The sequence below is a fragment of the Hyphomonas sp. genome (assembly GCF_022844445.1).
Taxonomy (GTDB): Bacteria; Pseudomonadota; Alphaproteobacteria; order Caulobacterales; family Hyphomonadaceae; genus Hyphomonas.
Window position 1 is genome coordinate 15,848 of record NZ_JALHLS010000012.1, and the last position, 25,335, is coordinate 41,182.

The 25,335-nt window shown below is 63.4% G+C and carries 20 protein-coding genes; 6 read left to right on the plus strand and 14 right to left on the minus strand.

The genetic code is table 11. The annotated features are described in order from the left end of the window. Nucleotides 1-119: 119 nt before the first annotated feature. Both Q0C17_RS13300 and Q0C17_RS13305 read right to left on the minus strand, forming a co-directional pair. On the minus strand, nucleotides 120-1,271 hold the full coding sequence (locus Q0C17_RS13300; RefSeq protein ID WP_291207212.1) for a hypothetical protein: 1,152 nt from the start codon (nucleotides 1,269-1,271) through the stop codon (nucleotides 120-122). Continuing rightward, complete coding sequence (locus Q0C17_RS13305; protein ID WP_291207215.1) at nucleotides 1,268-2,674, minus strand: hypothetical protein; 1,407 nt, start codon at nucleotides 2,672-2,674, stop codon at nucleotides 1,268-1,270. Before Q0C17_RS13305 ends, Q0C17_RS13300 begins: the two co-directional genes overlap by 4 nt. A gap of 95 nt (nucleotides 2,675-2,769) precedes the next feature. On the opposite strand from Q0C17_RS13305, the gene Q0C17_RS13310 reads away from it, so the two are divergent. Further along, on the plus strand, nucleotides 2,770-3,588 hold the full coding sequence (locus tag Q0C17_RS13310; protein ID WP_291207218.1) for an RNA methyltransferase: 819 nt from the start codon (nucleotides 2,770-2,772) through the stop codon (nucleotides 3,586-3,588). Next, complete coding sequence (locus Q0C17_RS13315; protein WP_291207221.1) at nucleotides 3,588-4,478, plus strand: class I SAM-dependent methyltransferase; 891 nt, start codon at nucleotides 3,588-3,590, stop codon at nucleotides 4,476-4,478. Before Q0C17_RS13310 ends, Q0C17_RS13315 begins: the two co-directional genes overlap by 1 nt. 18 nt (nucleotides 4,479-4,496) lie before the next feature. On the opposite strand, the gene Q0C17_RS13320 is transcribed toward Q0C17_RS13315, so the two are convergent. Beyond that, complete coding sequence (locus Q0C17_RS13320) at nucleotides 4,497-5,018, minus strand: hypothetical protein (RefSeq protein ID WP_291207225.1); 522 nt, start codon at nucleotides 5,016-5,018, stop codon at nucleotides 4,497-4,499. 190 nt (nucleotides 5,019-5,208) lie between these two features. Further along, nucleotides 5,209-8,379, minus strand: a complete 3,171-nt coding sequence (locus tag Q0C17_RS13325) for a TonB-dependent receptor (protein WP_291207228.1) — start codon at nucleotides 8,377-8,379, stop codon at nucleotides 5,209-5,211. 243 nt (nucleotides 8,380-8,622) lie between these two features. Here Q0C17_RS13325 and Q0C17_RS13330 point away from each other — a divergent pair, with 243 nt between their 5' ends. Continuing rightward, on the plus strand, nucleotides 8,623-9,165 hold the full coding sequence (locus tag Q0C17_RS13330; protein ID WP_291207231.1) for a hypothetical protein: 543 nt from the start codon (nucleotides 8,623-8,625) through the stop codon (nucleotides 9,163-9,165). Nucleotides 9,166-9,282: 117 nt separating this feature from the next. Next, nucleotides 9,283-11,304, plus strand: a complete 2,022-nt coding sequence (locus Q0C17_RS13335) for a prolyl oligopeptidase family serine peptidase (RefSeq protein WP_291207234.1) — start codon at nucleotides 9,283-9,285, stop codon at nucleotides 11,302-11,304. A 99-nt stretch (nucleotides 11,305-11,403) separates the two neighbouring features. Here the strand turns inward: Q0C17_RS13335 and Q0C17_RS13340 are convergent, their stop codons facing one another. The 9 genes from Q0C17_RS13340 to Q0C17_RS13380 all read right to left on the minus strand — a co-directional run bounded on the left by Q0C17_RS13340 (nucleotide 11,404) and on the right by Q0C17_RS13380 (nucleotide 22,431). After that, entirely contained in the window at nucleotides 11,404-12,195 is a 792-nt protein-coding gene (locus Q0C17_RS13340) for a hypothetical protein (protein WP_291207238.1), read from the minus strand. Between the two features lie 85 nt (nucleotides 12,196-12,280). Continuing rightward, the gene (locus Q0C17_RS13345) at nucleotides 12,281-15,382 is read right to left on the minus strand and encodes a TonB-dependent receptor (protein ID WP_291207241.1); all 3,102 of its coding nucleotides are present in this window, start codon (nucleotides 15,380-15,382) and stop codon (nucleotides 12,281-12,283) included. 296 nt (nucleotides 15,383-15,678) lie between these two features. Next, nucleotides 15,679-16,617: a putative 2OG-Fe(II) oxygenase gene (locus Q0C17_RS13350; RefSeq protein WP_291207243.1), complete on the minus strand. Its 939-nt coding sequence runs from the start codon at nucleotides 16,615-16,617 to the stop codon at nucleotides 15,679-15,681. Between the two features lie 20 nt (nucleotides 16,618-16,637). Then, nucleotides 16,638-17,081 carry a tetratricopeptide repeat protein gene (locus Q0C17_RS13355; RefSeq protein WP_291207246.1) on the minus strand — a complete coding sequence of 148 codons (444 nt, stop codon included), beginning with the start codon at nucleotides 17,079-17,081 and terminating at the stop codon, nucleotides 16,638-16,640. Between the two features lie 7 nt (nucleotides 17,082-17,088). Next, nucleotides 17,089-18,204, minus strand: coding sequence for a DUF3667 domain-containing protein (locus Q0C17_RS13360; protein WP_291207248.1), 1,116 nt, complete (start codon nucleotides 18,202-18,204; stop codon nucleotides 17,089-17,091). A 24-nt stretch (nucleotides 18,205-18,228) separates the two neighbouring features. Continuing rightward, nucleotides 18,229-19,860: a peptide ABC transporter substrate-binding protein gene (locus Q0C17_RS13365; RefSeq protein WP_291207250.1), complete on the minus strand. Its 1,632-nt coding sequence runs from the start codon at nucleotides 19,858-19,860 to the stop codon at nucleotides 18,229-18,231. A gap of 150 nt (nucleotides 19,861-20,010) precedes the next feature. Beyond that, nucleotides 20,011-20,922: an MBL fold metallo-hydrolase gene (locus tag Q0C17_RS13370; protein WP_291207251.1), complete on the minus strand. Its 912-nt coding sequence runs from the start codon at nucleotides 20,920-20,922 to the stop codon at nucleotides 20,011-20,013. Between the two features lie 38 nt (nucleotides 20,923-20,960). After that, nucleotides 20,961-21,899 carry a hypothetical protein gene (locus Q0C17_RS13375; RefSeq protein WP_291207253.1) on the minus strand — a complete coding sequence of 313 codons (939 nt, stop codon included), beginning with the start codon at nucleotides 21,897-21,899 and terminating at the stop codon, nucleotides 20,961-20,963. Nucleotides 21,900-22,020: 121 nt separating this feature from the next. Continuing rightward, a complete protein-coding gene (locus tag Q0C17_RS13380; RefSeq protein WP_291207254.1) occupies nucleotides 22,021-22,431 on the minus strand; it encodes a TIGR01244 family sulfur transferase in 411 nt (136 codons plus the stop codon). A 140-nt stretch (nucleotides 22,432-22,571) separates the two neighbouring features. Here Q0C17_RS13380 and Q0C17_RS13385 point away from each other — a divergent pair, with 140 nt between their 5' ends. After that, complete coding sequence (locus Q0C17_RS13385) at nucleotides 22,572-23,537, plus strand: ABC transporter permease subunit (RefSeq protein ID WP_291207447.1); 966 nt, start codon at nucleotides 22,572-22,574, stop codon at nucleotides 23,535-23,537. Further along, nucleotides 23,537-24,448, plus strand: coding sequence for an ABC transporter permease subunit (locus Q0C17_RS13390; RefSeq protein WP_291207256.1), 912 nt, complete (start codon nucleotides 23,537-23,539; stop codon nucleotides 24,446-24,448). The genes Q0C17_RS13385 and Q0C17_RS13390 overlap by 1 nt, the downstream gene beginning before the upstream one ends. A gap of 456 nt (nucleotides 24,449-24,904) precedes the next feature. On the opposite strand, the gene Q0C17_RS13395 is transcribed toward Q0C17_RS13390, so the two are convergent. Beyond that, the gene (locus tag Q0C17_RS13395) at nucleotides 24,905-25,306 is read right to left on the minus strand and encodes a VOC family protein (RefSeq protein ID WP_291039024.1); all 402 of its coding nucleotides are present in this window, start codon (nucleotides 25,304-25,306) and stop codon (nucleotides 24,905-24,907) included. Nucleotides 25,307-25,335 lie beyond the last annotated feature (29 nt).

Genomic DNA, 25,335 nt, shown 5'->3' on the forward strand with positions numbered 1-25,335 from the left:
CATTCTCCTGTGACGGGCTTCGCGGTGAGCCTACTGCCAGCTTCACAAAAAGCAAACAGCCCGCGCCAGTGCACGGGGGTACTAGGAGAGGCGGCGTGAACCCGCTCTGAATGCGCCGGTTACGCGTCGGCCGCTTCGCCGACAAGCACGGCGGCCTGCTCAACCCAGCCTTCGCGCACGATGCGTCCGGAGAAACTCAAATACTCGTCGACCCATGCAACGTTCTCGGGCTTCCAGTCGGCAATCTGGTCAAAGTGGAAAACACCGAGCGAGTTCAGCACGTCCTGGATCTTCGGTCCGATGCCTCCGATCAGCGTCAGATCATCTGGCGTATCGGCAAACGGCCGCTCCAGTGCCATTGGCCGAACCCTCGGGATTTCCTTTACGGCTTCTGCATCCGCCAGTTCGTCCGCAGCTTCCAGCTGGCCGAGGATCGCTTCGGCGGCGCTCGGCGCTGCGCGTGTGTCCTGCTCTTGCGCCTCCGCTGCGGCCTCAGCCTTGCCGGCTTCCGTGTCACCTTCAAAATAGGCGAGCCGCCCTTCAAGGAACCGAACGCGCCAGCGCAGGCGGGCGATCTCTTCCTCGGCCGGTGCGGCTGTCTCGGGCGGCGCAGCCGCTGCGGGGGCGTCGGCGACCGGCTGAGGCGCAGCTACAGCCGGCGGCTGCGCGGGCACGTTTGCGAGCTCGGTCTGCAGCGCTTCGACGCGCGTGCGCAGATAGCCCACTTCCCATTCCAGCTTCGATGTATCGACAGCCGGCGCAGCGGGCTCCGGCGCCGCCTCGCCCGGTGCGGGCGCCGGCGCCGCCACAACGGCAGACTGCGCTTTCTCAAGTTCGGATTCCAGATGCACGACCCGGCTCTCAAGGTGCCGGTTGCGCCAGACCAGCGTATCCTCGACCTGCGCGGCTGCAGCCGGAGCCGTTGCCACCGCCGCGCCAGCAGGCGCGGCATTTGCCGCGGCCTTCAGCGCATCGATCTCGGCAGACTTACGCGCCAGTTCGGCGGTCAGCGATTCCACTTTGCGGGTCAGGATCGGATCGGGTCCGGCGGCGACCGGTGCCTCACCATTCGTAAGCTTGCGCTGCGCCGCAAACAGGCGCTCGACCTCTTCCCGCGCTTCGCCGAGTTCGACCTTCACCATGTCGCGTTCGACCATCGCCTGACGCATCTTGCCGGACAGCATCATGCCGCGGATCGACCAGCCGAGAAGCAGGGTCACAACACCGGTTGCCGCGAGCGCGATCCACATATGCGTCATCAGCCAGGTCATCGTTCGCTTCGCTCCCGTACAGTAAATTCGCGCGGCCTGTCTGAAGCCACGGCCGCGCCAGTGTCCATACCCTCGACCCCCGTTGCCGGGCCATAGGCGATTGCAGCAAGCTGCGGCCGGGACACGCCCGCACGTTCCAGATAGTCCGCCAGCGCCGCGGCGCGTGCCTGTGCCAGAGCATCCCCGTTGACGGCAAGTTCCAGCCTGACCCTGGCATCGCAGCGCCGCGCGATCCCGGCCAGCTGGTCGAGCGCGCCGGCATTCTCCCGTCGAAACTCCGCGCGGCCCGGCACGAACCCGACCGCCTCGGTTTCCAGCATCCGGTTGATGTCGTCCGTGCAGGCAGCCTCCGGCGCCAGCGCGCCGGCATCCACCACCTCGGGCACCGCCGCGATCACAACGCGCCACCGCCCCGCCGTTCGCGCCATGTCCTCGCTGAGGAACTGCAGCCTGCTCGCCGGCGCTTCGCCCTCGAAGGTGAATCCGTTCACGCCCGGATCAAACGTCATCGTGCCAGACCGGAATGCGGCCAGGTGGCCAAGGCCCGCCTTTGCGCCCTCAAGCCAGTCTGCCGCAGAAGCCTCTGCCACCACCATCTCGTCGCGCACTTCGCCGTCGAACCCGCGCCGGGCATGCGTCATCAGGGCGCGCCGATCGGCCTCGCCCGGTACCGCGCCCGACAAGACGAGTTCGCCTTCGGAACGCGTCGCTGACCAGAGCGGCACGCCCTGCACCAACGCCACCCCCCGGAACGGCGCGGCCAGCGCCAGGGTCGCCGATGTCAGCTGCGCCCGGCGCGCTTCGTCGCTCGCCTCGCCGCGCAAAGTCAGCACATGATCGGTGAGCACGGCGCTGCCTTGATCGAGGTCCGCCGTCTGCAAGAGCGCAAACTGCGCGATCCCCTGCCAGTTCCCCGCCGGCGCGCCGGCTGCCACCACCATCTCGTCGATTGGCGGTCCGTTGGACTCCGCGCCCGCTTCTTCAAGGAGCGCGGCCCGCGCCGCTTTCGACGGCACATGCCCCGAGAGTTTCAGCTGACCGCTCGCCAGTTTCTCGACGCGCCAGACATAGGGCCGGACGGGTTCGGCCGGATGCACCCGCGTCTCAACCTGGGAGACCCCGCCAAACAGGAGGCCGCCCCGGCCGCTGCTGCGCAGGACGATGCCCGCAGCTTCCTCGGCAACATCCGGCGAGGGCGCCGGTCCGGTCAGAATGGCTGTCTGCCCGTCCATGTTAACCTCAGCCCAGTCGAGCCCGGCGAGCAGCAACGCCTGCTGCGCCCGGGCCTCGAGCTGCGCTTCGAGCCTTGCGGCGCTATGGGGGGATTGGTTCACGCCCCACCACGCGATAAAGGGCAGCGCAAGGAGCGAAATGAAACCCGTCAGGTAGTCAAGCAGGCGCACGACGTCGCTGACCTCCTGTAATCATTGTCCCTCCGTCGAGGGATGCCCTATCCCTGATCGAACCGCAAGACATCAGCCCACAGGCTTCCCGATCCATGAAACGCCCCCCTGAAGTCCTGACCAGCCCATCAAACCCGCTGATCAAGTCCCTGAAAAGCCTCGAGCGGAAGAAGGAGCGTGCCGAAACCGGCCTCTTCCTGGCAGAGGGCGCGCGGATCGTGGGCGAAGGCCTGGCCCGGGGCTGGGCGGCAGAAACTGTCGTGATTGCTGCAGACATGGCCGAGCGCACTCATATCGCGGCCCTCGCCCGCGAGGCTGAGACAACCGGCGCCCGTGTCGTGCTGGCGCCTGAGCGGCTGATGTCAAAGATCACCCAGAAGGACAACGCGCAGAGCGTCGTCGCCGCCTTCCGGCAGCGCCACCTCACCCCGGAAGCTTTGCCTGCGCCGAAACCTGGCGCCCCGCTTTATGTGGCACTCTACGAAGTGCGTGACCCCGGCAACCTCGGCACGATCCTGCGCACCGCCGACTGCGCCGGCGCCAGCGGCGTCATCCTGGTCGGGACCTGCTGCGACCCTTACAGCTTCGAGGCTGTCCGCGCGTCCATGGGCTCGCTGTTCGACATGCCTTTTGCCAATGCCAGTTTTCCTGCCTTCGACGCCTGGCGCCGCAAGCAGGGCCTCTCCCTCACGGCCGCCAGCGTCAACGCCACCGCCCGCCATGACGCAGCCCCATTCACCAAGCCATCGGTCATCCTGATGGGCAACGAACAGGCCGGCCTTCCGGCCGAGGTCGAAGCCGCCTGCGACACCCTCTCGCTGATCCCCATGCGCGGCGGCGCCGACAGCCTGAACCTCGCCCAGGCCACCGCCATCATGATTTACGAAGCCTGGCGCCAGCGGGGATATGCCTGATGAAGACCGAAACCCGCCTGCTGGTCGCTGATGACTGGGACGACTACGCCCTGCTCGACAGCGGCCACCTGCAGAAACTCGAGCGCTTCGGTGGCCAGACCGTCATCCGCCCGGACCCGCAGGCCTTCTGGAACCCGGCCCGCCCGGTGCAGAGCTGGAAGGCCGATGCCCGCTTCGCCGCCAAGGGCCCGGACGAGGACGGCGCCGGCAGTTGGGAACTCCTCTCGCCGCGGGCGGTCGATGCTTGGCCGATGCGCTGGAACGGCCTGACCTTCACGGCGCGCCGCACGGCCTTCCGCCACATGGGCGTGTTTCAGGAACACTCCGTCCATTGGCGTTTCGCGCAGGAGCAGATCCGCGCCGCCGGCCGTCCCATCAAGGTGCTGAACCTCTTTGGCTATACCGGCATGATGTCGCTCGCCTGCGCAGCTGCAGGCGCCGAAGTCGTGCACCTCGACGCCAGCCCCAAATCCAACGGCTACGGAAAGGACAACCAGTCCCTTTCCGGTCTCGATGGCCAGACGATCCGCTGGATTGCCGACGATGCGATGAAGTTCGTCGCCCGCGAGCAGCGACGGGGCAGCAAGTATGATGCCGTCGTGCTCGACCCGCCGAAGTTCGGCCGCGGCACAACGGGCGAAACCTGGCGCTTCGAGGAAGACCTGCCCGCGCTCCTCGACGGCGTGCAGGCCCTGCTCGCCGAACGCCCGCTCTTCGTCATTGCGACGGCCTATGCGGTACGCCTCTCCTATCTCGCGCTCGCGCAGACGCTGGCCGACCGGATGGCGCCCTTTGGCGGCGTCATGGAGCAGGGCGAGATGGCCATCCCGCAGCAGGGCACAGACAGGCTCCTGCCGACCGCGCTCTACGCCCGCTGGCGCGCGGGCTGAGGCGCCGGAGCAGCAAGGTCAGGCCGGATCTGTCGCCGCAATGTGCTTACGCGCCGCATCTATCCAGCCCGCGCCATCCTCAATCAGATAAGGCCCTGTGAGCGGCGCGCTGTCACATGCGATCGCCTTCACCTTCTGGATGGATGGGCCCAGGATCGGCACGAATGCCTGATTGTCGTCCGACATCATCGCCGTGCCATCGGGCGCATACCGGGTGCGCGGCCCGACGCGCACGGTGTTCGCCTCGCAGTTCACCGTCATTGCCGGATATTCCTGCCAGCCGACAAACTTCTCTTCGAACTTCACCGTCTCGGGCATGTAAACATAGACTAGGCGGAAGGTCGCGGTGCCGCCCTCAGCCGGCGCGACCGGCGCGTTGGTGAAGATCGCGAAACGCTTCTCCACCTGCTCCAGTTTCAGCCACTGCGCCGGCGCTCCCGCGCCGGGCGTGGACGCACATCCTGCCAGCAAGGCGGCTGCCATGAGGGCGCCGCCAGGCGCCGCCTTGTTCCGTCCACTGAACTTGCTGCTGCGAGCCAATGCAAATCCCTCCCCTGAATCACGCGCCAAAGATGGCAGACCGTACTGCGATGTCAAAGCCCCGCGCGCCGCTGAGGCGCGCCGAAGAACACGTGCGCCTGTCACAACGAAAAACGGCGGCCCCCTGAGGGACCGCCGCCATTCAGTCTGGTCAGGCCCGGCCGGATTACTCCGGCCGCAAGCCCTAGGATCAGAAGACGAGCTTCACACCCACGAAGGCCGAGCGACCGAGAACGTCGTAGAGCGACGGATCGGTGTTCGCCTGGACGTTCGGAGTGTAGAGGCGCGGTTCCTGGTCGAGGAGGTTGTTGATACCGCCGCGCAGGATCACGTTTTCCGTGAGGTTATACGTGCCGTTCAGGTCGAGATACCAGGTCTGGTCAACGCCGGTGTTGGTGATCGGGCTACCGCCGGTCACAACGTTAGCGTTGATCATATCCTGAACGTAGCGAAGGGCCAGGTTCATCGACAGGTCGTCGTTGGAGTAGTTGGAGTTGAGCGTATAGCGCCACTCCGGCGACGCGGTACCCGTGGTCGAACCGATCGTGCCGACAAAGTCATAGATCGGGTCAGCCGCGCCGACGAGGGTCTGGCTGTCGTCCTTGACGGTGTAGGTCGCCACGGCGTTCCAGTTCAGCGAACCAATATCCATACCGACATCGGCGAGGTCGAAGCCCCAACGCGCGGTGATGTCGACGCCAGCCTTTTCAACACGGGCGTCGTTGTTGTTGAGCTGGTTGAGGTTGATGATGCCGCCGTCGCTCTGATCGCGGTTGAACAGCTGGCACCAGGAGTTCGCCGGATCATAGGTCGGGTTGGCGTTGTCGCGGTTGAAGCAACGCTGGGCAATGGTCGTGGCCGTGAAGGCACCGATCGACTGGTCCAGCTCGATCCACCAGTAGTCAACCGTCAGGCCGAGGCTTTCCGAGAAGGAATTGCCCGTGAACGGCGAGGTCATGACGATACCAGCCGTCCAGGAGGTCGACTCTTCCGGCTCCAGGTTCGGGTTGCCGCCGACAATACCGCGGGCCTGGCCGAAGGGCTGAACGTAGCCAGCACCGCCGGCCACGGCAGACTGAGCTGCACAAAGCGCGGCAACGTTTGCTCCGTTCGCACCATTCCGGCCGAATTGAGCGTTCGAAGCGTTTGCACCCGTAGTGTTGCAGGGGTCCTGGTTGGTGAAGGTCGGGAAATTGTTCACAGCGGGTGCGAACAGTTCCGCGATGCCCGGCGAACGGATAGCTTTCTGATAACCACCGCGAGCGCGGAGGTAGTCGTTGATCTTCCAATCCCCATTAAGCTTCCAGGTGTCCGAGGAACCCGAACGGCTGTTTTCCGTGAGACGGTAGCCAGCGGTAACCGACAGTTCTTCGACCAGCGGAAGATCTTTGAGGACCGGGATCAGGGCTTCCGTGTAAACGTCGTACCAGTCAAGGTAACCCTTGATCGGCAGTTGCTCGTTAAAACCGGCGACCTGACCAGGCTGCAGGCCCGAGTCCGGCCGGAAATTGAAGTCAAGCTCTCGGTACTGGAGACCAAATGCAGTTTGCAGCGCGCCGGCGGGAAGCTGCAACAGTTCCCCTTGGATCGTGCCTTCGATGACCTTCTGCTCGATCTCGGTGAGGTTTTTCGCTTGCAACGAAATATAGGCCTGGCAAGCTTGGCTGATCGGGGTGTTGCCGAACAGGTTCAGACCACCGGCGCAAATTCCTGCGCCGCCATCTGCGCGGTCAAGGAGCTCCTCGACCCGCGGAAGACGGACGTTGCCGCCTTGTACTTCGTTGAGGGTCGATCGGCCCTGCGAGAAGTAGACGTCATAGGTCCAAGTGTCGGTGCCGGCGAGCTTGCCGTCCATGCCGACCATCATCTGCCAGACGTCATGCGTCGTGCTGCCGTTACGACCGCCAAGCGCGTTGAAACGCTTGTTGAACGTGAAAGGAGCAAGCACCGGATTCGTGAAGAGCCGGTTGTCGGCTACTGCCGAGTTCGGCGATGAACCACCAACGGCCAAGCCGCCGTTTGCCAGTCCTCCGAAGCATCCACCCGCCGCGATGTTGGTCGGGGTAGCAGGGCAGGTGATAGTCGAACCAGTGCGTGTCCCGAGAAGAGCAGACAGTTCAGCCGGAATGAATGGGTTCGTTACCGGAACGGTGAAACCGTTGGCAGGGGTCGGCGCCAATTCTTGCTGGGCGTTGTAGTTCGTGAAGGTGAACTGGCCGTAGACGCGGGCGCTGTCGTTCAATTCGTAGTCGACCGAGGAGAACATGTTCCAGCGGTTGAGCGGAAGGACAAGGAAGTTGTCCGGCTCGAAGTTGTAAGAGAAGAAGTCAGGCGCAAATGCCGTTGCGATCGCCGAATCGGGACCTTCATAGCCCACGATGTTGAACCCGTTGCCAGCCGTACCGGTGCAGAACAGCGTTCCATCCGGGTTGAAGCCGAAGCCGGCCTGACCGCCGCTGCGCTCACAAAGACCTGCGCCGAAAATGCCCGTTACAGCAGCCGCAGACGGCTGGTTGGTTCCGGTCGAGTAGGAACCATCCGGGAAGGTGCCCGTGGAACTGCTGGCCTGAACGGAAAAATCACGGGCGCCTTTGCCAACGACTTCACGGGTGAAGTAGTTCAGCGACAGGACGGCGTTACCACGGTCGTCAGCAAAATTGCTGCCCAGCGTGATGCCGGTGCCCCACTCGACGCCGTCGCCTTCTTCGATCGCGGCCTTGTACTGGGTGTCGACCTCGATGCCTTCGAAGTCCTTACGGAGCATGAAGTTGGCAACGCCGGCCACGGCGTCAGCGCCGTAGGTCGAAGCGGCACCACCGGTGATGATCTCGACGCGCTCAACGAGCGCCGACGGAATGGTGTTGATGTCGATCGTGCCGGTCGCGAACGACGGCATGCCACGCTTGCCATCGATCAGGACGAGGTTGCGTGCGGAGCCGAGACCGCGAAGGTCAAGGACGGCGCGGCCGTTCGAGCTCGGGTTGTTCGACTGGGACGACAGGTTCGGCGTGATTTGCGGCAGCGTGTTCAGGAAGCCGTCAACCGTCGTATAGCCGGACTCAAGCAGGGCGTCCTGGGAAACCGTAAGGATCGGGCTTTCCGCAACTTCGTCACGGCGCGCGAAACGCGAACCGGTGATCGTGATTTTCTCCTGACGAGCTTCCGCCTCGGTCGACTCGGTCGTTACCGCGACAGTAGCGTCGTCAGCTTCCTGCGCAACGGCAGCAAGCGGGCTTGCGACGGCGAAAAGCGCGCCGGCGAAAAGCGAGGACGAAAGCAAACGCTTTTTCCACATTGGTTCGGTCAAGTTACCCTCCAAAAAAACATGCGCGGCACACGCGCGCAAAGGCTCCGCACCCAAGAATGAGTGTTCGATCCGACTCCCCGGACCTTAACCGGCAGTAATGAAGGCTGGTTCGTGACAGTCAATCGCAACCCCGCCAATCTTTAGACAAATTCCCGCCAGTGTGACTATTTGGCTTCAGGTTCAGGCAGCCGCTGCAAATTTGAGCCTTCAATCGGTCAGAGCACGCTTTCTATTTGTTCGCGGCCGGTGAAGAATGGGCACAATCGTGCGCGAACAAGCCAATCAGGGAGTAAAGTGATGATTTTCAGGATCCTTCTGGTCAGCGCCGCCGCAGTCGGCCTCGCCGGCCCCGCCCTCGCCCGCCAGTCCGTCACCAACCCGACAGACCCGATCTACGCCTGCGCCGTGATTGCAGAGGATTCGGCCCGTCTCGCCTGCTTCGACGAGGCGGTGGGCACCTTGCGAACGAAGGAAGAAGCTGGTCTCGTCCAGACCATCGATGTCGGTCAGATCGAAACCATCGAAAAGGAAGCCTTTGGCTTCTCGATGCCGAGCCTGCCGGGTCTCTTCAGCCGGTCTGCGTCAGCCGAGAAGAAAGTCGAACGCGAGGAAGTCGATGAGATTACCGTCGCCGTGAAATCTGCCCGCATCCAGGGCGTGACCGGCAAGGCCATCGTCACGCTGGAAAACGGCCAGACTTGGGAGCAGACGGACACGGCCAAGATCCAGGCCTCGTCCCTGCGCAAAGCCAAGGAAGCCCGCGTGCGCAAGGCCGCACTCGGCAGCTTCATGATGACCGTTGATGGAGGCCGCAGCTTCCGCGTGAAGCGCACCAACTGAAGATAAAGGCGCGCCGCGCACCGATCTGCGCTCGCGAACCGGAAACACGCTCAAACGTGGTTGACTTCCCGTGTGAACGCCCCAGAGTCATATCGATTATCAGCAAGGAGATCAGTTATGCGGACACACCGCTTCTGGAAACTCGTGAGCGCGACAGCGTCCGCATTCGCCATCGCACATGTGTCGTCCGCCGAACCGATTCCGATTGAGGACATTGCCCGCCTTCCGGCCATGACGTCGGTCTCGGTCTCGACCGACGGCAAGACGATGGTCGCCCTGATCGGTCCGTCGACCGGCAAGGATACCGACCGCGCCGTAATCGCTGCCTGGGACCTGACGGACCTGTCGAAGCCCCCGATCACGGCTGCGCCGGATGGCAAGGAATCGGAGTTCATCGGCGTTCGGGCTCTAAAGGACGGCAAAGTCGAGGTCTACGTGCGCCAACCCTTCACCGGACGCCTTTCAGGATGTGATGAAGGCAACGCGATCGGCACCACCCGGACCTGGACCCGCAAGGCGCTGCTCACCGACACGACCTTCAAGAAGTTTGAAGAGCCCTTCATCAATCTTGGCAGCACCCGCGGCATCGGCAAGTCCACCGAGGACTGCATCCGTATCACCGCCCGCGGTTCGGTCACCTCCCGCCTGCCGCTGGATCCGGACAACGTGCTGATCTCGCGGATCAATTCTGACTTCAACTCGGAAGTCGGCCTGCTGAACCTCAAGACCTCGGCCTTCAAGTCGCTTTACAAGGGGTCAGGCGATACCGGCGCAGGCTATACCGACCCGGCCGACGGCGAAGTGATGAGCGCGTCCGGCGTCGACGAGAAGCGCAAGTCGTTCGAGCGCTACACCCAGCTGAAGGCCGCCAAGGGCGCCAGCCTTGAAGACCACGACGCGCTGACCGTCGACGAATCTGCCTTGCAGGAAATGTCGGTCATCCACCGCGACCGTGCGACCGGCCTCTACTACGTCCTCACCAACAAGTTCTCGGACAAGAAACAGATCTTCACCTACGACCCCGCCTCCAGGGTGCTGAACCCCGAGCCCGTGTTCGCGCATCCGGACTTCGACGCCTCCGGCATCGTCACCTCCACCGCGACAAATGATTTCGGCAAGATCCTCGGCTATGCCTTCGATGCGGATGTAACCCGCTATGAGTGGCTGGATGCGGAATATGGTGGCATCGTTCTCGGCCTCGAGCAGCAGCTGAAAGCTGAAACCGTCGACATCATCTACCGCAATGACGATTTCAGCCTGATCATCTTCAGCGCGTCGGGCTCCAACATGCCGGCCCGCTATTATCTGCTGCGAGACCGCTCGAAACTCGAGCTGCTCGGGGCCGAGCGCCCGTGGATCGACACCAAGGGACTCTCGCAGACGCAGTTCATCAACTACGCCGCCCGTGACGGGCGCGCTCTCCCCGCCCTCCTGACACCCCGTCAGGGCTGGAAGGAAGGCGAAGCGCCCGGCAAGGCCGTCGTCCTCCCGCATGGCGGGCCCTGGGCGCGTGACTTCGGCGGCTGGGACATGTCCGGATGGGTGCCCTTCCTGACCTCGCGCGGTTACACCGTCCTTCAGCCGCAATACCGCGGCAGCGTTGGTTGGGGCATGGACCTCTGGCGCGCCGGCGATGCGCAGTTCGGGTACAAGGCGCAGGACGACAAGGATGACGGCGCCGCCTGGCTCGTCTCGCAAGGCTACGCTGCGCCGGACAAGATGGTGATGTTCGGTTATTCCTATGGTGGCTACGCCGCGATGGCCGCTGCAACCCGCAAGGACAGCCCCTACCAGTGCGCGATTGCGGGCGCCGGCTACGGCGAATCCGACAAGATCAATATCGGCATCGACAGCAGCCGCTTCGGCCGCATGGCCATCGGCAGCAAACTGTCAGGCCGCGATGTGATCAAGGATGTCGCCAATGCCGAAATCCCGATCCTGATCTATCACGGCGACCGGGACGTGCGCGTGCCGGACACTTACGGAAAGGCATTCTACAATGCGATCCGCAAGTACACGACGGCGAAGTATCTGAACGTCCCGGACATGCCGCACAGCCTGCCCTGGACGCCGGACCAGCAACGCCTGACGCTTGCCGAGATTGAGAAATTCCTCGTCGGCGAATGCGGCCTGAACTAACCAGGCCCTGCCTGGCCGAAACGGAAAAGGCGCGCTGCCCGGCGCGCCTTTTTCTTTTGCAAGGCCGTCTGTGGACGGCAAGTCCCTGACCCTCAAGGATCAGTCCCGGTAACCGAGCAATGCCCGCATGCCGGGCATGGCCACATCCACGAGGCGCTTCTGGATATCCGGCAGCACCGCCGGGATACGGTCATCATCCACCGACAGGTTTTCCCGAGCCGTGGCGCTCTGCTTGCGGTCCGATCCGATCAGCACGCGCTGTTTCCAGTCGGCCGGCTTCTCGATTCCGCAATCGTCCAGCAGCTTCGCGAAAAACGCTTCGGCTTCCGGGCTGTCGATGGACTTCAGTTGACGGACGATCTCCTCATACTGGTAGACGACCGTGCCAGTGCCGATCCAGGCGGCGGCATTGAACTGGTAGATGTCCAGCATCGGCGGCGCCTTGGTATGGATGCCGAAGATCATCATGTTCAGCAGCGCTTCCGGCGAAATCTGCGGGCCCTTCAGGTGCTCGAGCCCGGCTTCGAAATTCTCCGACACGAAGAACCGCGCCCGCGCCAGAACCCAGGTATACGGATCGCGTACCAGCAGGATGCGGCGTGCGGTGCGGGTCGCCATCACGGATTCATCCGAGAACAGAAGATGCCCCCAGCTCAGCATGGGACTGGCCGGATGGAACGCCTTCATGGCATGCCCGCGCAGGTTCGGGATCTGGATAAAGGTTGCGTGATACTGCTGCTCCACCGGAACGAACATCCGCATGATGTTGCGGATGAGGTGCGTGCCGCTCTTGGGAACCGAGTTCAGGAAGACCGGCGTGCGCAGCGGCGCCTGGACAAACTCCAGGTTCCGTTCGTTCAGGTTATCCTGCTTCATCGTAATGGTCGGCAAGGGCTTCGCTCCCGTATTCTGTTCCGGAAAAGAAAAAAGCGGCGGGTGTTGAGCCCGCCGCTTTCGTATTTTTACCTCGAGAAGTCTAGAACTTCTTGTTCACGTTCACGAAGAACCGGCGACCCAGCCAGTCATACTGCGACGTGAAGGCCGAGGTGCCGACGGTGTTGTACTCGCCGAGGTTCTGCGTGGTGACAGCCGGCGGGGCTTCGTCGAACACGTTGGAGACACCGGCACGGACCGTGATCTCGAACGGCAGTTCGCGGCTCAGTGACACGTTGTGATAGATCGTGTCCTCGGTCTTCAGCTTGTAGCGGACCGGGGTGCCGAAGTAGGTGCCGGTATTGCCGCCGAAGCTGTCGATGTTCGAGGTCTTGCCGATGAAGTCGACGCCCCAGAAGAGCGACCAGGGGCCGCGCTCGAGCGTTGCACTCACTTCGCCAACCCATTTCGGATCACCGAACTCGCCGTTACCATCGAGCGGGGCGCTCGTCGGCAGCAGCTGGATTTCGTCGGTGAGCTGGAAGGTGTGCGAGGTGTTCATCGTCAACGTCGCGAAGCTGAAGTCGCGGCTGTATTGCGCCTGAACATCGACGCCTTCGTTCGTTTGCTCTGCGATGTTGATGAAGTTGTTGGTGACCGAGTTGACGAGGAACAGGGTCGGGTTCCGGGTGAAAAGGTCACACAGCGGCTCGGTCGCGAACGTGTCCGAGTTGTAGCATCCCAACAGGATGTTACCTGCGCCGAGCTGGGTGATCTGATCTTCGATCTCGATCTTGAAGTAGTCCACCGACACACGGAAGTCTGCGAACGACGGCGACCACACGGCCCCGACGTTATAGGCTTTCGAGGTTTCGGCTTCGAGGTTGCCGATGTTGCCGCTTTCGAAGATTGTGGCGCTGGAACCGGCACCGGCATATGCGCCGGGAATGCCGTCTGCAGCGCAGTTGTCGGCAAGACGTTGCGAGATCGCACCGGAGGCAAGGTTACCGGCCCAGTTGATGCACGGGTCGATCGTGCGCTGGCCCGCGAAGCTCGTCTGCGAGTCAAGGAACAGCTCGAACAGCGCGGGCGCGCGGAACGACGTGCCGTAGGTCGAGCGCACACGCAGTTCCGGCGTGATCTGCCAGCCGAGACCGGCCTTGTAAGTCGTGTCCGAACCGTAGACGTCGACATCCGTCAGACGGGCCGACAGAGACAGGTCGACGGCTTCTGCGAACGGCTGGTCCTTGAGCAGAGGGATCGCAAGTTCCCCGAACACGGCCCGGGTCGTCTTGCGCCCCTTGGTGATACCGGCGCTCGAAGAGCCCCAGGCGTTGCCCTGCTGGAAGGTTTCACCCGGAACGTCGTTGATACGTTCGGCAATCCGGCTGAAGCCGATACCGGCAATCACATCGCCGGCCGGCATGGCAAACAGCGGGCCATCGAAGAAGGCTTCAAGCTGGGCTTGCTCATAGACCGTATTGCCGGTGTCGACACCGAACAGGAAATCGCGGTCAGCCTGCGAGATGTTACCTGCGAGGAATTGCGGGCTGTACCAGTCGGGCTGGCGGCAGGCCACGCCGCGCACGGGCGTGACGGGCAGAGCTGCGCAGGAACCGGCTCTAAACCAGGCGTACGGCGTGATGGCGTCGTCGTAGATCAGGTCCTGGGTGTAGTCGCCGTCCGAACGGGAGAACTGGAAGAAGGCATCCCAGTTCCAGCCTTCGACTGCGAAGTCGCCCTTCGCACCGACAACGCCGTTGACATAGTCAACCCTCACCGCCGCGTCGCTGTGATCTGTGATTGCGGTGGGGCTGAAGCCGATGAAGTTGCCCGGAGCGGTCGGGGCGGCAAGGAAGCCGTTGGCGATCACGCTCGGGTTGTTGGTGAAGGTGTAGCCAAAGTAGTTATAGGCATAGTCATACTGCCAGAACTGACGGTAGCCGTTAACCTTGGTATCGCGGCGGTTCAGGAGAAACTCGCCGTAAACCTGCATGGAGTCGGTCAGCTCATAATCGCCGCTGGCGAAGAACGTCATCCGCTCGGTTTCGGGGATCAGCGATTCGTCGTCCTGGAACGGGTGGTCACCATTGAGGAGCGCTTCCGACAAACGGGCTGTCGGCGTGTAGACCGGATCGTTGGTCGCGCCCGGGAGGAGCAGTTCGCCAAGGGCAACCGGGAACCAACCCGGCCGCAAGCTCAGTCCGAAGCCGTTCGGACCCCAGGGGGCAAGGCCGTTGGCAGCCAGCGAACCATCATAGTCATACTGCAGGAGCTGCGGACGGCCCTGATAGGGACGTCCTACGAGAGACGGCGAGTTGTCATAGTTGTAAAGCCACACATGGCCCCACGGCAGGTCATCGCAGCGGAAGCTGCCGGTGCGCGGATCGACGAGGTCGGCGCGTTGGCCGTCGGCGCCGAACACATAGGCTTCACCACACTCGAAGTAGTCGCGCTGGCCGCGGGCCAGTTCTTCCTCTTTCGTGTAGTCGATCGACACGAGGAGGTTGCCGCGATCCGTGACCGCGCCGCTCCAGGTGCCGCTGGCGCGCAGCTGTTCGCCGCCTTTTTGCTCCGGACCGCTGTAGAAGAAATCGACTTCGCCGCCTTCATCCGTTTTCGTGATGATGTTCACCACGCCGGCAACGGCGTCAGAACCGTAGATCGACGAGGCGCCGTCCTTCAGGATTTCGATGTTCGAGACAGCCGAAAGCGGGATGGCGTTGAGGTCGAATGCCGAAACACCGCCGCGGGTACCGGCGGGGCCTGCCCGGCGGCCGTTGATCAGCGTCAGGGTGCGGTTGGCGCCGAGGCCGCGCAGCGAGATCGTTTCGGTACCGATACCGCCGTTCTGCACGAAGGCAGACGACGTGGCCGAAGTAACCTGCGGCGAACCGGCTGCGACCGTGGCGGTCTGCAGCAGCGTGCTGACATCGCTGATACCTTCAAGGGCAGCAGTGTCGGCCGAGATCACGTCGAGCGGCGCGATGCTGGTATAAGGGTTGGCAAGGCGCGAACCGGTGACGCGGACGGTGTCGAGCACGCGGCCATCCGGGCCGGTCTCGGCTTCGCCTTCAGCGGCCGGAGTCGTCGTGACCGGTGCTTCGTCCTCGGTCTGCGCATAGGCGCTGAACACAAAACCCGTGGCGAGCGCAGTCACTGCGGCCGTCCGGAACAGGAATCCGTTATTGAACTTCTTTGCCATTGAAGGCCCCTCTCACACTCGTGACGCGACGTCATGTCACTCTGGTGTCCCTGGGGCGCTCCACCGCCCCGATACACCAGATCGTCAAACTGCAGGAACGATTGCAGCTCGGTAATGTGGAAATCAACCGCAAAAACGCAAAACCTCGGTATGGCCGGCAATATGTGTCCTCACCGCAACAAATTCGTCATCTGGGGTGAATTATTGCGCTCACATCGAGCAGCAAAGGCACAACCATTCCCCCTTTGGACGAACAGGCTCCATCCTTGGCAGAAATGCCGCCCGTCAACGCCGACTCAGCTCGGCACCAGATCAAATGCGACCGTCAGCCGGGGGTCGGTCCCGCTGAACTTCTCCGTCCCATGCCACATGTAGGACGGGAACAGCGCCAACAGGCCGGGTTCCGGCTTTATCCAGTGCTCGGCCGGCAGGTCCCGTCCCAGCGGCAGCCCGGGCTTGCCGAACCGGAGCCAGCCTTCCCTGCCCCCGGCCGAAACGGCAGCTGGAAGCTCGATGTAACAGGCCGACGAGATCCATCCGTCCGGGTGCACATGGTCGGCATGATGCCCGCCCGGCCGCAGCCAGACCGACCAGTTGCCGATCATCTGCGCGCTTTCGCGGTTGCGCGACCGGAAGGGGTCCGGGCCGGCCCCCAGCCGCTCCATGAAATCGCTGACCGGCTTCGAAATGGCCTCTGGAAAAGCGGCGATCGCCCGCGTCTGCACCGACAGCACGTCGGAGCGCTGACTACCGAGACGCACCGAGTGCCCGAAGGGTTGCGCCTTGAACGGATGCGCCTGCTTCAGCTCCAGGACCAGGTCGGCAAGGTAGGCTTCCAGCGTCGGCCAGGCCGCCGGCACGCTGATCGGCGCTGCCTTCACGAAGCGCTGGTAGTCGTACAGCGCACCATATCGCGGATCACCGATCAGCCGCCAGGCCGTCGTCTGAAAGGCGATGTAGCGCTGGTTCTGCGGATTCGCCGCCAAGAGGCGCGCCGCCTTCTCGTACGCCCCCGCTGCCAGCAGCGCCCGCACCTCGGCTTCGAGCGCGCCCGGATCCCCGGGCTGGGCCAGTTGAAGGGCTTCCGTCGCAAACGAGAGGGCGCCCTGCCCGTCGCCGGCATCCCCGGCGAGATATGCTGCATAGCCCAGCATCGGTACGCGCAAGGCGGGACTGAGACCTTGCCCGCTGATGAGGGCGCGCATCAGCATCAGGGCTTCGGCGGGCGCATTCATGAACTCCAGCGCCTGCGCTTTCAGCTAGGCGAGATATGTTTCGACCGGGGCCGATACGCCGACAGGCGGGTCGAACACCGACAGCGTCGCCGTGCGTCGCCGGTACGCATCCAGGTCATCTGGGCAAGTTCCATACGCGCGGCGCCGTTTTCCGGCTGGCCTGCGATGATCGCTCTGTAGAATGCCTCGGCCCCGCCGAAATCGTTCATCCCGAACCTCGCCCGGGCCCGCACCAGCAAGGTCTCCGGCGCATTCAGCCCTGCTTGCATCGCCATAGCCGCAACACGGTCGGCGTCGATGTGATTGCGCGCGTCGCCATATGCGGCCGCCAGATTGTGCAGCGCCACGGCGCTCGCCGGAAAGGCCCGCACAGCGTCCTGGTAGACATCGATCGCCTCGCCGATCCGGCCTTGCGACTTTAACGCGTTGGCATCACGGGTCAGGTCCTCTAGCGTCCGCAACATTCAGGCCTCAGGTCAGGTAAAAGCTCAGCAGCACAAGACCGGCCGCCAGCAGGTTGAGAACGATCAGGCCGGCGATCAGCAGGAAGAAGGTCCGAAGGAACGACATGATGTAGCCGGTGTCATAGGTCACCCGCAACATCCGCAGCAGGTAGACGAACACGATCAGAAACGAGCCGCCTGCCGCAAACGGCGTGAAGGGCGGGTACATCCAGGACGCGATCATCAGCACGGTCGCCAGCACATACACGAACGTCTGAAAGTGCAGCCCGGTGATCAGGTGGTCATAGATGTAGCGTTTGCGGTGCCAGGCATAGGACAGCGCCAGCAGCAAGGAAAAGATCGGGAGGAAGAGCACCGTGAAGCGCGGCGCCCATTCCTTGAGTCGGGCGCCGAAGCGTTCCTGGTTCTCGAACAGGTTCGCGAGCCGGTCTGCCGCCGCCTGCGCAAGGGCGAGGTCCTGGCCTGTAAGGTCCGGATTGGACTCCGCCACCGAGAGGCGCAGCGCCTCCCGGTCGACCGTGCCGTCCGGGCGCATCATCATGGCGGCGCTGTTGCCGTTCTGCTGGAGCGCGGCAATCTCCGCCTCGATTTCGCGCCGGCGCGGCGCGTCCAGATCGGCGCCGTCCAGCTCCGCCTCTAGCGCCGCGAGCCGTTCCGATCCGCCCAGCTTGAAGCTCGTGTCGCCAAAAACAACGAACTCGCCTTCCGGCTGCCAGCCCGGGGCGAGTTTCATTTCCTTCATCCAGGGCTGGTTTTCCAGCACCGTGAAGACTGTCAGGAAGAAGATCACCGAGGTCAGCAGGAACAGACGGAACGGAGGCACGAACCGCGCCCGGCGCCCGTCGATATAGTCCCGCGTCATCCGGCCCGGGCGCAGCATCAACATCGGCAGTGTCCGCCAGAGGCGTCCGTCGAGCGCAAACATGTCGCCGATGCTGGACGTGACAAGGTCCCAGATCGGCCTGTGGAAATCAGCCCCCAACTGGCCGCAGACCGTACAGAACCGTTCCTGGACAACCCCTCCGCAATTGCGGCAGGGCGCTCCCTTCTCGACGGGGTGATGCGTCCCGCTGTGCAGCCCGCCGGCCGCTGCCATGCCGGCAGCTTCGGCTTCATGCTCCATCCGTTACTCCCCGAGAGCGTGGACTCAGGGGGTCTTCATACCCTCCCGGCAGAGGAAACGCGAGCGGTGGTTGTCCTTGGCATTGTCTACCCAGCCCGTCAGCGTCGGGTCGACCAGGTTCTGCGTCACCTGAACCCACATCGGCGTGATCGGATATTCTTCCATCATCAGCGCTTCGGCCTGGGCGAAGATCTCGGCCCGCTTGGTGAGGTCCAGTTCCTGGTTCGACTGGTTCAGCAGCGCATCATACTCGGGGTTCGCGTACTTGCCGTAGTTCTGCTGGCCAGTCGTCGATTGCAGCAGGTAGAGATAGTTGATCGGATCATCGAAGTCCGCAAGCCAGGCGGCATCCGACACCTCGAAGTCGTTCTGGCGAAGGCGGGCGTAGAGCACCTTGGTGTCCTGCTTCACGATTACCGGCTGCACCCACGGCGCAATCTCGGCCCAGTTCTGCTGCGCCACCGGGGCAACCTTCGGATTGTCACCGGTCGAGCGGTGAATGAACTCGAACTTCAGCGGATTGTTCGGGCCGAAGCCGGCCTCTTCCAGCAGGCGTTTCGCTTCGGCCAGGCGCTCGGGGCGTGGCATCTCCTTCCAGCTGACCTGCGGGCGCGGCACCTCATAGTTCGACATGCCCGGCGGCACGAAGGCATAGGCCGGCTCAAAGCCCGGCGTCAGCACATTTCGCACCATGAACTCGCGGTCGAGCGACAGAGAAAGCGCCTTGCGCACGCGCACATCGTTGAACGGCGGTTTGGTCTGGTTGAAGGTCCAGTAGGTTACCAGCAGGCCAGGCGTCGTTCGCGGCCAGCCGGGAAACTTGGCCTCTAGCTCTGCTTTGCGCGGTCCCGAGAAGACATTGTTGATATCCAGTTCGCCGGCCGCGATCTTGTTCTCGTAGGCCGCTTCGTTCTCGATCTCGAAATAGGCGACGCGGTCGAAGCAGGCTTCCGCCGCACCGAAGCCGGTCGGGTTCTTTTCGGAGACGAGCTGGTCGCCGGTGCGCCAGTAGACGAGCTTGTAGGGACCGTTGACGACGATGTTCTCCGGCTGGATCCAGGCATCGCCGAACTGCTCGACCACGTGCTCAGGAACCGGATAGGTCGTGTAGTGCGTCAGGAGGCCCGGCAGGTAGGGCGCCGGATACTCCAGCGTCAGTTCCAGTGTCTTGTCATCGATGGCGCGCGCGCCGAGCTGGTCCGGCGGAAGTTCGCCAGCGTTCACCTTCTCGGCGTTCTTGATCAGCCAGAGCATCGAGGCGTACTGCGAGGCGATCACCGGATCCTGGATGCGGCGCAAGGCGTAGACGAAGTCGCTCGCCTTCACCGGCTGGCCGTCGGACCAGTTGTAATCGCCGATCTTGAATGTCCACACCGTGCCGGTCGGGTCCGTTTCCCAGCTTGTTGCCATGCCGGGGATCGGCTTGCCATCCACGCCATCCGTCGTCAGGCCGATCAGCATGTCGCCGATCACGATATTCTCCCACTGGGCCGAGGACTTGTGCGGGTCGAGCGTATCCACCTTGGCCGAGATGCCGCGCCGCAGGGTCGGCACGTCGCCCGGCTTTTCTTTCGCCCCTCCGCCGCCGCAGGCGGCCAGGGCAAGCGCGGCGAGCGCGAAGACGGAAGCGGTGAGAACCGAGCGGCGAGTGGTCATCGAAAGCATCTCCTGATCGCAAAAGGTGTCCCGCGCGGTTCAATTGCGCGCGTTCGGCCGGAATGGACGAAATTTCTGGCCCCTTGCTGCCAGACGCCCAGCGGATTGCAAAGCCTTAACGCGCCGCGATGAACAGTCGCTGACCGGAAATCAAGCGCGCTGGGCCACAAGATCAAACTTCGAGCGGGGCGTGGGCGCCGCATCGGGTGTCACCACGAGGCCGCGTTCGATCAGATCAAGCATGTGGCCAAGTACGCTCATTGCGGCGGCAGGGTGGAGGCGCTGGTCCACATCCTTGTACATCCGCGTCACCATTGCGGGGATCGACGTCTCGCCGCCACGCAGCTCGGCAAGGATCGCCGCTTCGCGCGCCCGGCGGTGGGCAGCGTACTCGGAAATGAACTCCGCGACAAAGGCCTTGCCGCGCACCGCGTCGCCATGCGTTGGCCACAGGATGTCGAACCCGCGCGCCGCGATCTTTTCGAGGCTGCGCATGTAATCGCCCATGTTGCCATCCGGCGGCGCGACGACCGTGGTCGACCAGCCCATGATATGATCACCAGAGAAACAGGCATTCTCTTCGCGCAGACCGAAGCAGATGTGGTTGGCGGTATGGCCCGGCGTCTCGATAACATCGAGCGTCCAGCCCGGCCCGGAAATCACCGCGCCGTCGCCAATTTCGATGTCCGGTACAAAACTCAGGTCGTCTTCGCTGCCGAGTTCGTCCTTCGCGGTATGGATGCCGCGATACAGCGAATAGGTCTTGCAACCCGCCCATGCGGCGAGCGGCGCGGCCAGCGGCGAGTGGTCGGAGTGGCCATGCGTTACCAGCACGTGCGTTACGCGTTCACCGGCGAGAGCCGCTTTCAGCGCTTCGAAATGGTCGTCCTGCATTGGCCCCGGATCGATCACGGCCACATCGCCCTTGCCAATTATGTAGACGCCGGTGCCCATGTAGGTGAAGGGGCCCGGATTGTTGGCAATCACGCGGCGGACCAGCGGGGATACCTGGTCAACGCGGCCGTATTCGAATTCGATACCGCGGACGTATGGGATGGCCATGTGAAGAGGAACCTTCAGTTAACGGACGGATCCGGCTCTCATCGTTTCTTCGGTGCAAAGGTCTCTGCGAAGGCACGGGCCATGCGGCGTGTTGCGCGCAGCTTCCCGCCCAGTTTCAGAGCGACCGGCGGACCCATGTCCGTCTTGTTCGCATCGACGATGAAGATTCGTCCCGTCGACCGATCGCGTAGGACATCCACCCCACCCCAGTCGAGCCCGATTTCAGCAGCAAAGCGCTCTATCACGCGAATTTCATCAGGCGAGTAGCAGTTGCGTGGCTCATCGAGCAAAACTTCAACATTCTCGTTGAGAAAGCGGCGTTCCAGCGGACGGCGCTTGCGGAAAACCACAATCGGTGTTCCGCCCACCAGGCAGCAGCGCAGGTCTTCGACCAGCCCGCCGGGGATCTCGTTGTCGATCAGGCGCTGATACGCCTTGCCCGGAACCGCCTCGTCCAGCGGCCCTTCGATAACCCGCCCGTCATGCGCGGCATTGGCTTCCGACTTCTCGACCATCCGGCCGCGGAAGGTCAGCGGGTCCACCAGAAGCGAATCGCCGCTGGCGGTTTCAAACGCAGCGGCGACCCGTGTCTTGGAAATGTCATTGCACCCGAAATTGATCAGGCGCGCGCCCGTCTTCACCTGCGGCGCGCGGTGCCCGGTCTCGGTCGAATCATCGAACTGCATCACGATGTCGGCCGCAGAGACGTCCTCGACCAGCTTGGCGCCGGAGACGTGCATCACAGACCAGATGAAATACCAGGGCCGCGGCTTGTCGGGATAGAAGGCGATGGTCGGGCGTTTGTGCCCGGTAATCAGGCGCCAGGTGCGCCAGTTCTGAACGAAGAAATAGAAACAGAACCACGTAAAGACGCTGTGCAGGAGCGCGATGTCCGGCACGATCCGCGCGCCGGTTTTCTTGACCAGGATAACGCCCTGCTCAAGCTTGAAGTCATCGGTCCACATACGGCCTGACATGTACTCTGCTCCCGGTTTGCCGCTTGCGCTGGCCGGATCCTCTACAGGACGTGACGCCTCGCACGCCTCGGCGTCCGCTTCAACTCCCGCTTTGTGGCGCGACTGTGTCAGCCGCCCGGTCCTACAGCAGTTCGCGCAGGCTGGAGAGGTCGTATCCGGCCCCCGCGGCCGCGTCGATGATGTCGTCCCCGGCGCCCTGACCGGCATGCACGAGGGCCCAGGCCGTGATCGAGCGCGTACCCGTCCGGCAGTAGGCCAGCACCGGTTGCGGGGCCTCGTTCAGAATATGCCCCATCCGCTCGACAATCTCCGGCGTCGGCGCACCGGAAAACGGCAATGCGGCGAATGTCAGCCCCAGGGATTCGGCTTTCGCGCGAATCGCGCCCATGCGCGGCTGGTCTACGCCGCCTTCCCCATCGGGGCGATTCGCAATCAGCGTCTTGAAACCGGCCTTGGCCACGGCGTCCAAATCGGCTTCAGTAAGTTGCGGGGCGACCGCGAAATCAGGGGTCACCTGACGGATATCGGCCATTTGTGTGCTCTCCTCGAGTGCAGCGTGTCGCTTGATCGCTTCGCGTCTCAAGCTAAGGAATGTAAAGGCCCCTGCCAAGCGGGCGTTGCCGCCCCGAACGTTCAACCTGTTGTGTCCAGAGGCTTTTCACCAACGTGTCTATGCTGCAACGCGCTTTCCGCAGGATTCCATGGGGCTATACGCTAAGGCGGCTCCTGATTGCCATCCCCACGATGCTGGCAATCATCACCGTGGCCTTCCTGATGATGCGCGCCGCCCCTGGCGGCCCCTTCGACGGCGAACGCAAGCTCCCCGCCGCCACCGAGCGCGCCATCGCCGAGAAGTTCGGCCTCGATAAGCCGCTCCACGAACAATACCTCGACTATGTTGGCGGCGTACTGCAGGGCGATTTCGGCCCCTCCTACAAGACCCTCGGCAAGAGCGTGAACGACCTGATCGCGGACGGCCTGCCCGTCTCGCTGACCATCGGCGCGCTGACCATGGTCATCTCCCTCATCCTCGGCACCGCCCTCGGCATCTTCGCGGGGCTCAGGCAAAACTCGGCGGCAGACTTCAGCGTCATGGGGGTGGCGATGGTCGGCATTTCGGTGCCGAGTTTCGTCATCGGCCCAATCCTCATCTTGATCTTCGCGCTGGGTGCCGGCCTCTTCGCGGTCGGCGGGCTCGGGACCTATCCCAACATTGGCATGAGCTGGCACAACCTCACGCTGCCGATCATCACCCTCTCGCTCGCCCAGATCGCCATCATCTCGCGCCTGATGCGCGCCTCGATCATCGAGACGATGCGCGCCAACCATATCCGCACCGCCCGCGCCAAGGGCCTCTCGGAATGGGACGTGATCACACGCCACGCCCTGCCGTCCGCCCTGCTGCCGCTCGTCTCCTATGCCGGCCCCGCGATGGCCCGCGTGATGACCGGCTCGGTTGTCATCGAGAAGATCTTCGGCCTGCCCGGCCTCGGCTCCTACTTCGTCGACGGTGCCCTGAACCGCGACTACACGCTCGTGATGGGCGCGATCATCGTCTATGCGGGCCTGATCATCCTTCTCAATCTCGTGGCCGACATTCTCTACGCCATGCTTGATCCCAAGGTGAAATACGACTGATGGCGCACCTCGATCCGGTTCTTGATCCGACTGGCCGCGTCGAAGCGGTCAACCTCGCCATCCAGGGCGGCCGCTCGCTGTGGGACGATGCCCGCGCGCGCCTCCTGCGCAACAAGGCCGCCGTCGTCTCGATGATCCTGTTCGGAATCATCGTGCTGATCGCCGCTTTCGGCCCGCTCGTCTGGGTGCACAATCACGAGACCATCTCGGACCTGCGCACCATCCCGCCGACCTTCGAGAACTGGCACATCCTCGGCACCGACTTGCAGGGCCGCGACCTCTTCGCCCGCCTGTTGATCGGCCTGCGCATCTCGCTGATGGTCGGCGTGGTCGCCACCATCGTCAGCCTTGTGATCGGCGTCACCTGGGGCGCCGTCGCAGGCTATCTCGGCGGGCGCATCGACAACTTCATGATGCGCATCGTGGATGTGCTCTACGCCCTGCCCTTCATCTTCTTCGTCATCCTGCTGCTGACCGTCTTTGAACGGAACATCGTGCTGATCTTCGCTGCCATCGGCGCGATCGAATGGCTGACGATGAGCCGCATCGTGCGCGGCCAGACCCTGTCGATTAAGAACAAGGAGTTCATCGAGGCCGCCCGCGCCGCCGGTGTCTCGCAGGCCGGCATCATCACGCGCCACATCCTGCCGAACGTCATCGGCCCGGTCGCCGTCTACGTGACCCTCACCATCCCGGTCGTCATCCTCGCCGAAAGCTTCCTCTCCTTCCTCGGCCTCGGCGTGAACGAACCGCTGACCTCGCTCGGCGTGCTGATCGCCGACGGCGCCGACATGATGGAAGACAAGCCCTGGATGCTGATCGCCCCGGCGGTCACCATGTCGGTCACCCTCCTCTGCCTCAACTTCATCGGCGACGGCCTGCGCGACGCGCTCGACCCGAAGGAGCGCTAGAGCGTACCAACGCCCGTTCAGTTGCAGTTCAGCCTGCTGGCACCAGATCGCCCATCCGCTCAGTAGGCCGCGATGGCAAACTTCAAACGCAAGGGCGCCAAGTGCGAACACACGGCGCGCGAAACGGCCAAGCGAAAAGTCGCCGCCGAAGACATCCGCCCGGCCGATACGCGGCGATAACGCCGCGATACCGAGCGATGAAAAATGAGAATGAATGAGAAAAACTCGAGTCCCGTGTGCGTTGAATGCGGACGGATGAAGCAGCCTGGAGAGGGATGGCGAGCTCAGCACCCCGAACTTGCGCCTACAAAAACCGCGCTTCCGGAAAAACAAAAAGCCAACGCGCTCAAGCCCTTGTAGGATACTCCTCAATTCCTTCCGCTACACCTCCGTGCACGGAGTTATACTCCCGGCATGATCTCTCAGGAAATTTTCAATCCCCAAGACCCCAACCGCCTACTCCGCCGCCGCCCCAACCCGCCAGGGCGGGAACCGGCGGTTCTGCCCGGCCGAGTAGAGGCAGACGCGGTTGCCGGCGGGATCGCGGAACCAGGCCTCTGTCCAGCGCCAGTCCTGGCGCTCGGGCTCGCCCAGCGGATGGATACCCACCATGCAGCGCCCGCCGACTTCCATGAAAACGTCCTTCACTTCGAAATACACTGCAGGCCAGTCCGCCGTCAGCGACGCCTCCACCTGGTGGATCGACAGCGTCGACGGCTCCTCACCGTCGAACACGGGGCACTCGAACCGCGCATAGCGCGGCGGCGAGTCGACAATCAGCGTCAGCCCGAACCGCTGCCACCAGGCCACGCTGGCGGCATATTCGGTACAAGGCAGGGTCACCTGATTGAGGCGCATGGAACAGCTCCGCTTCTTCGTCGTTGACT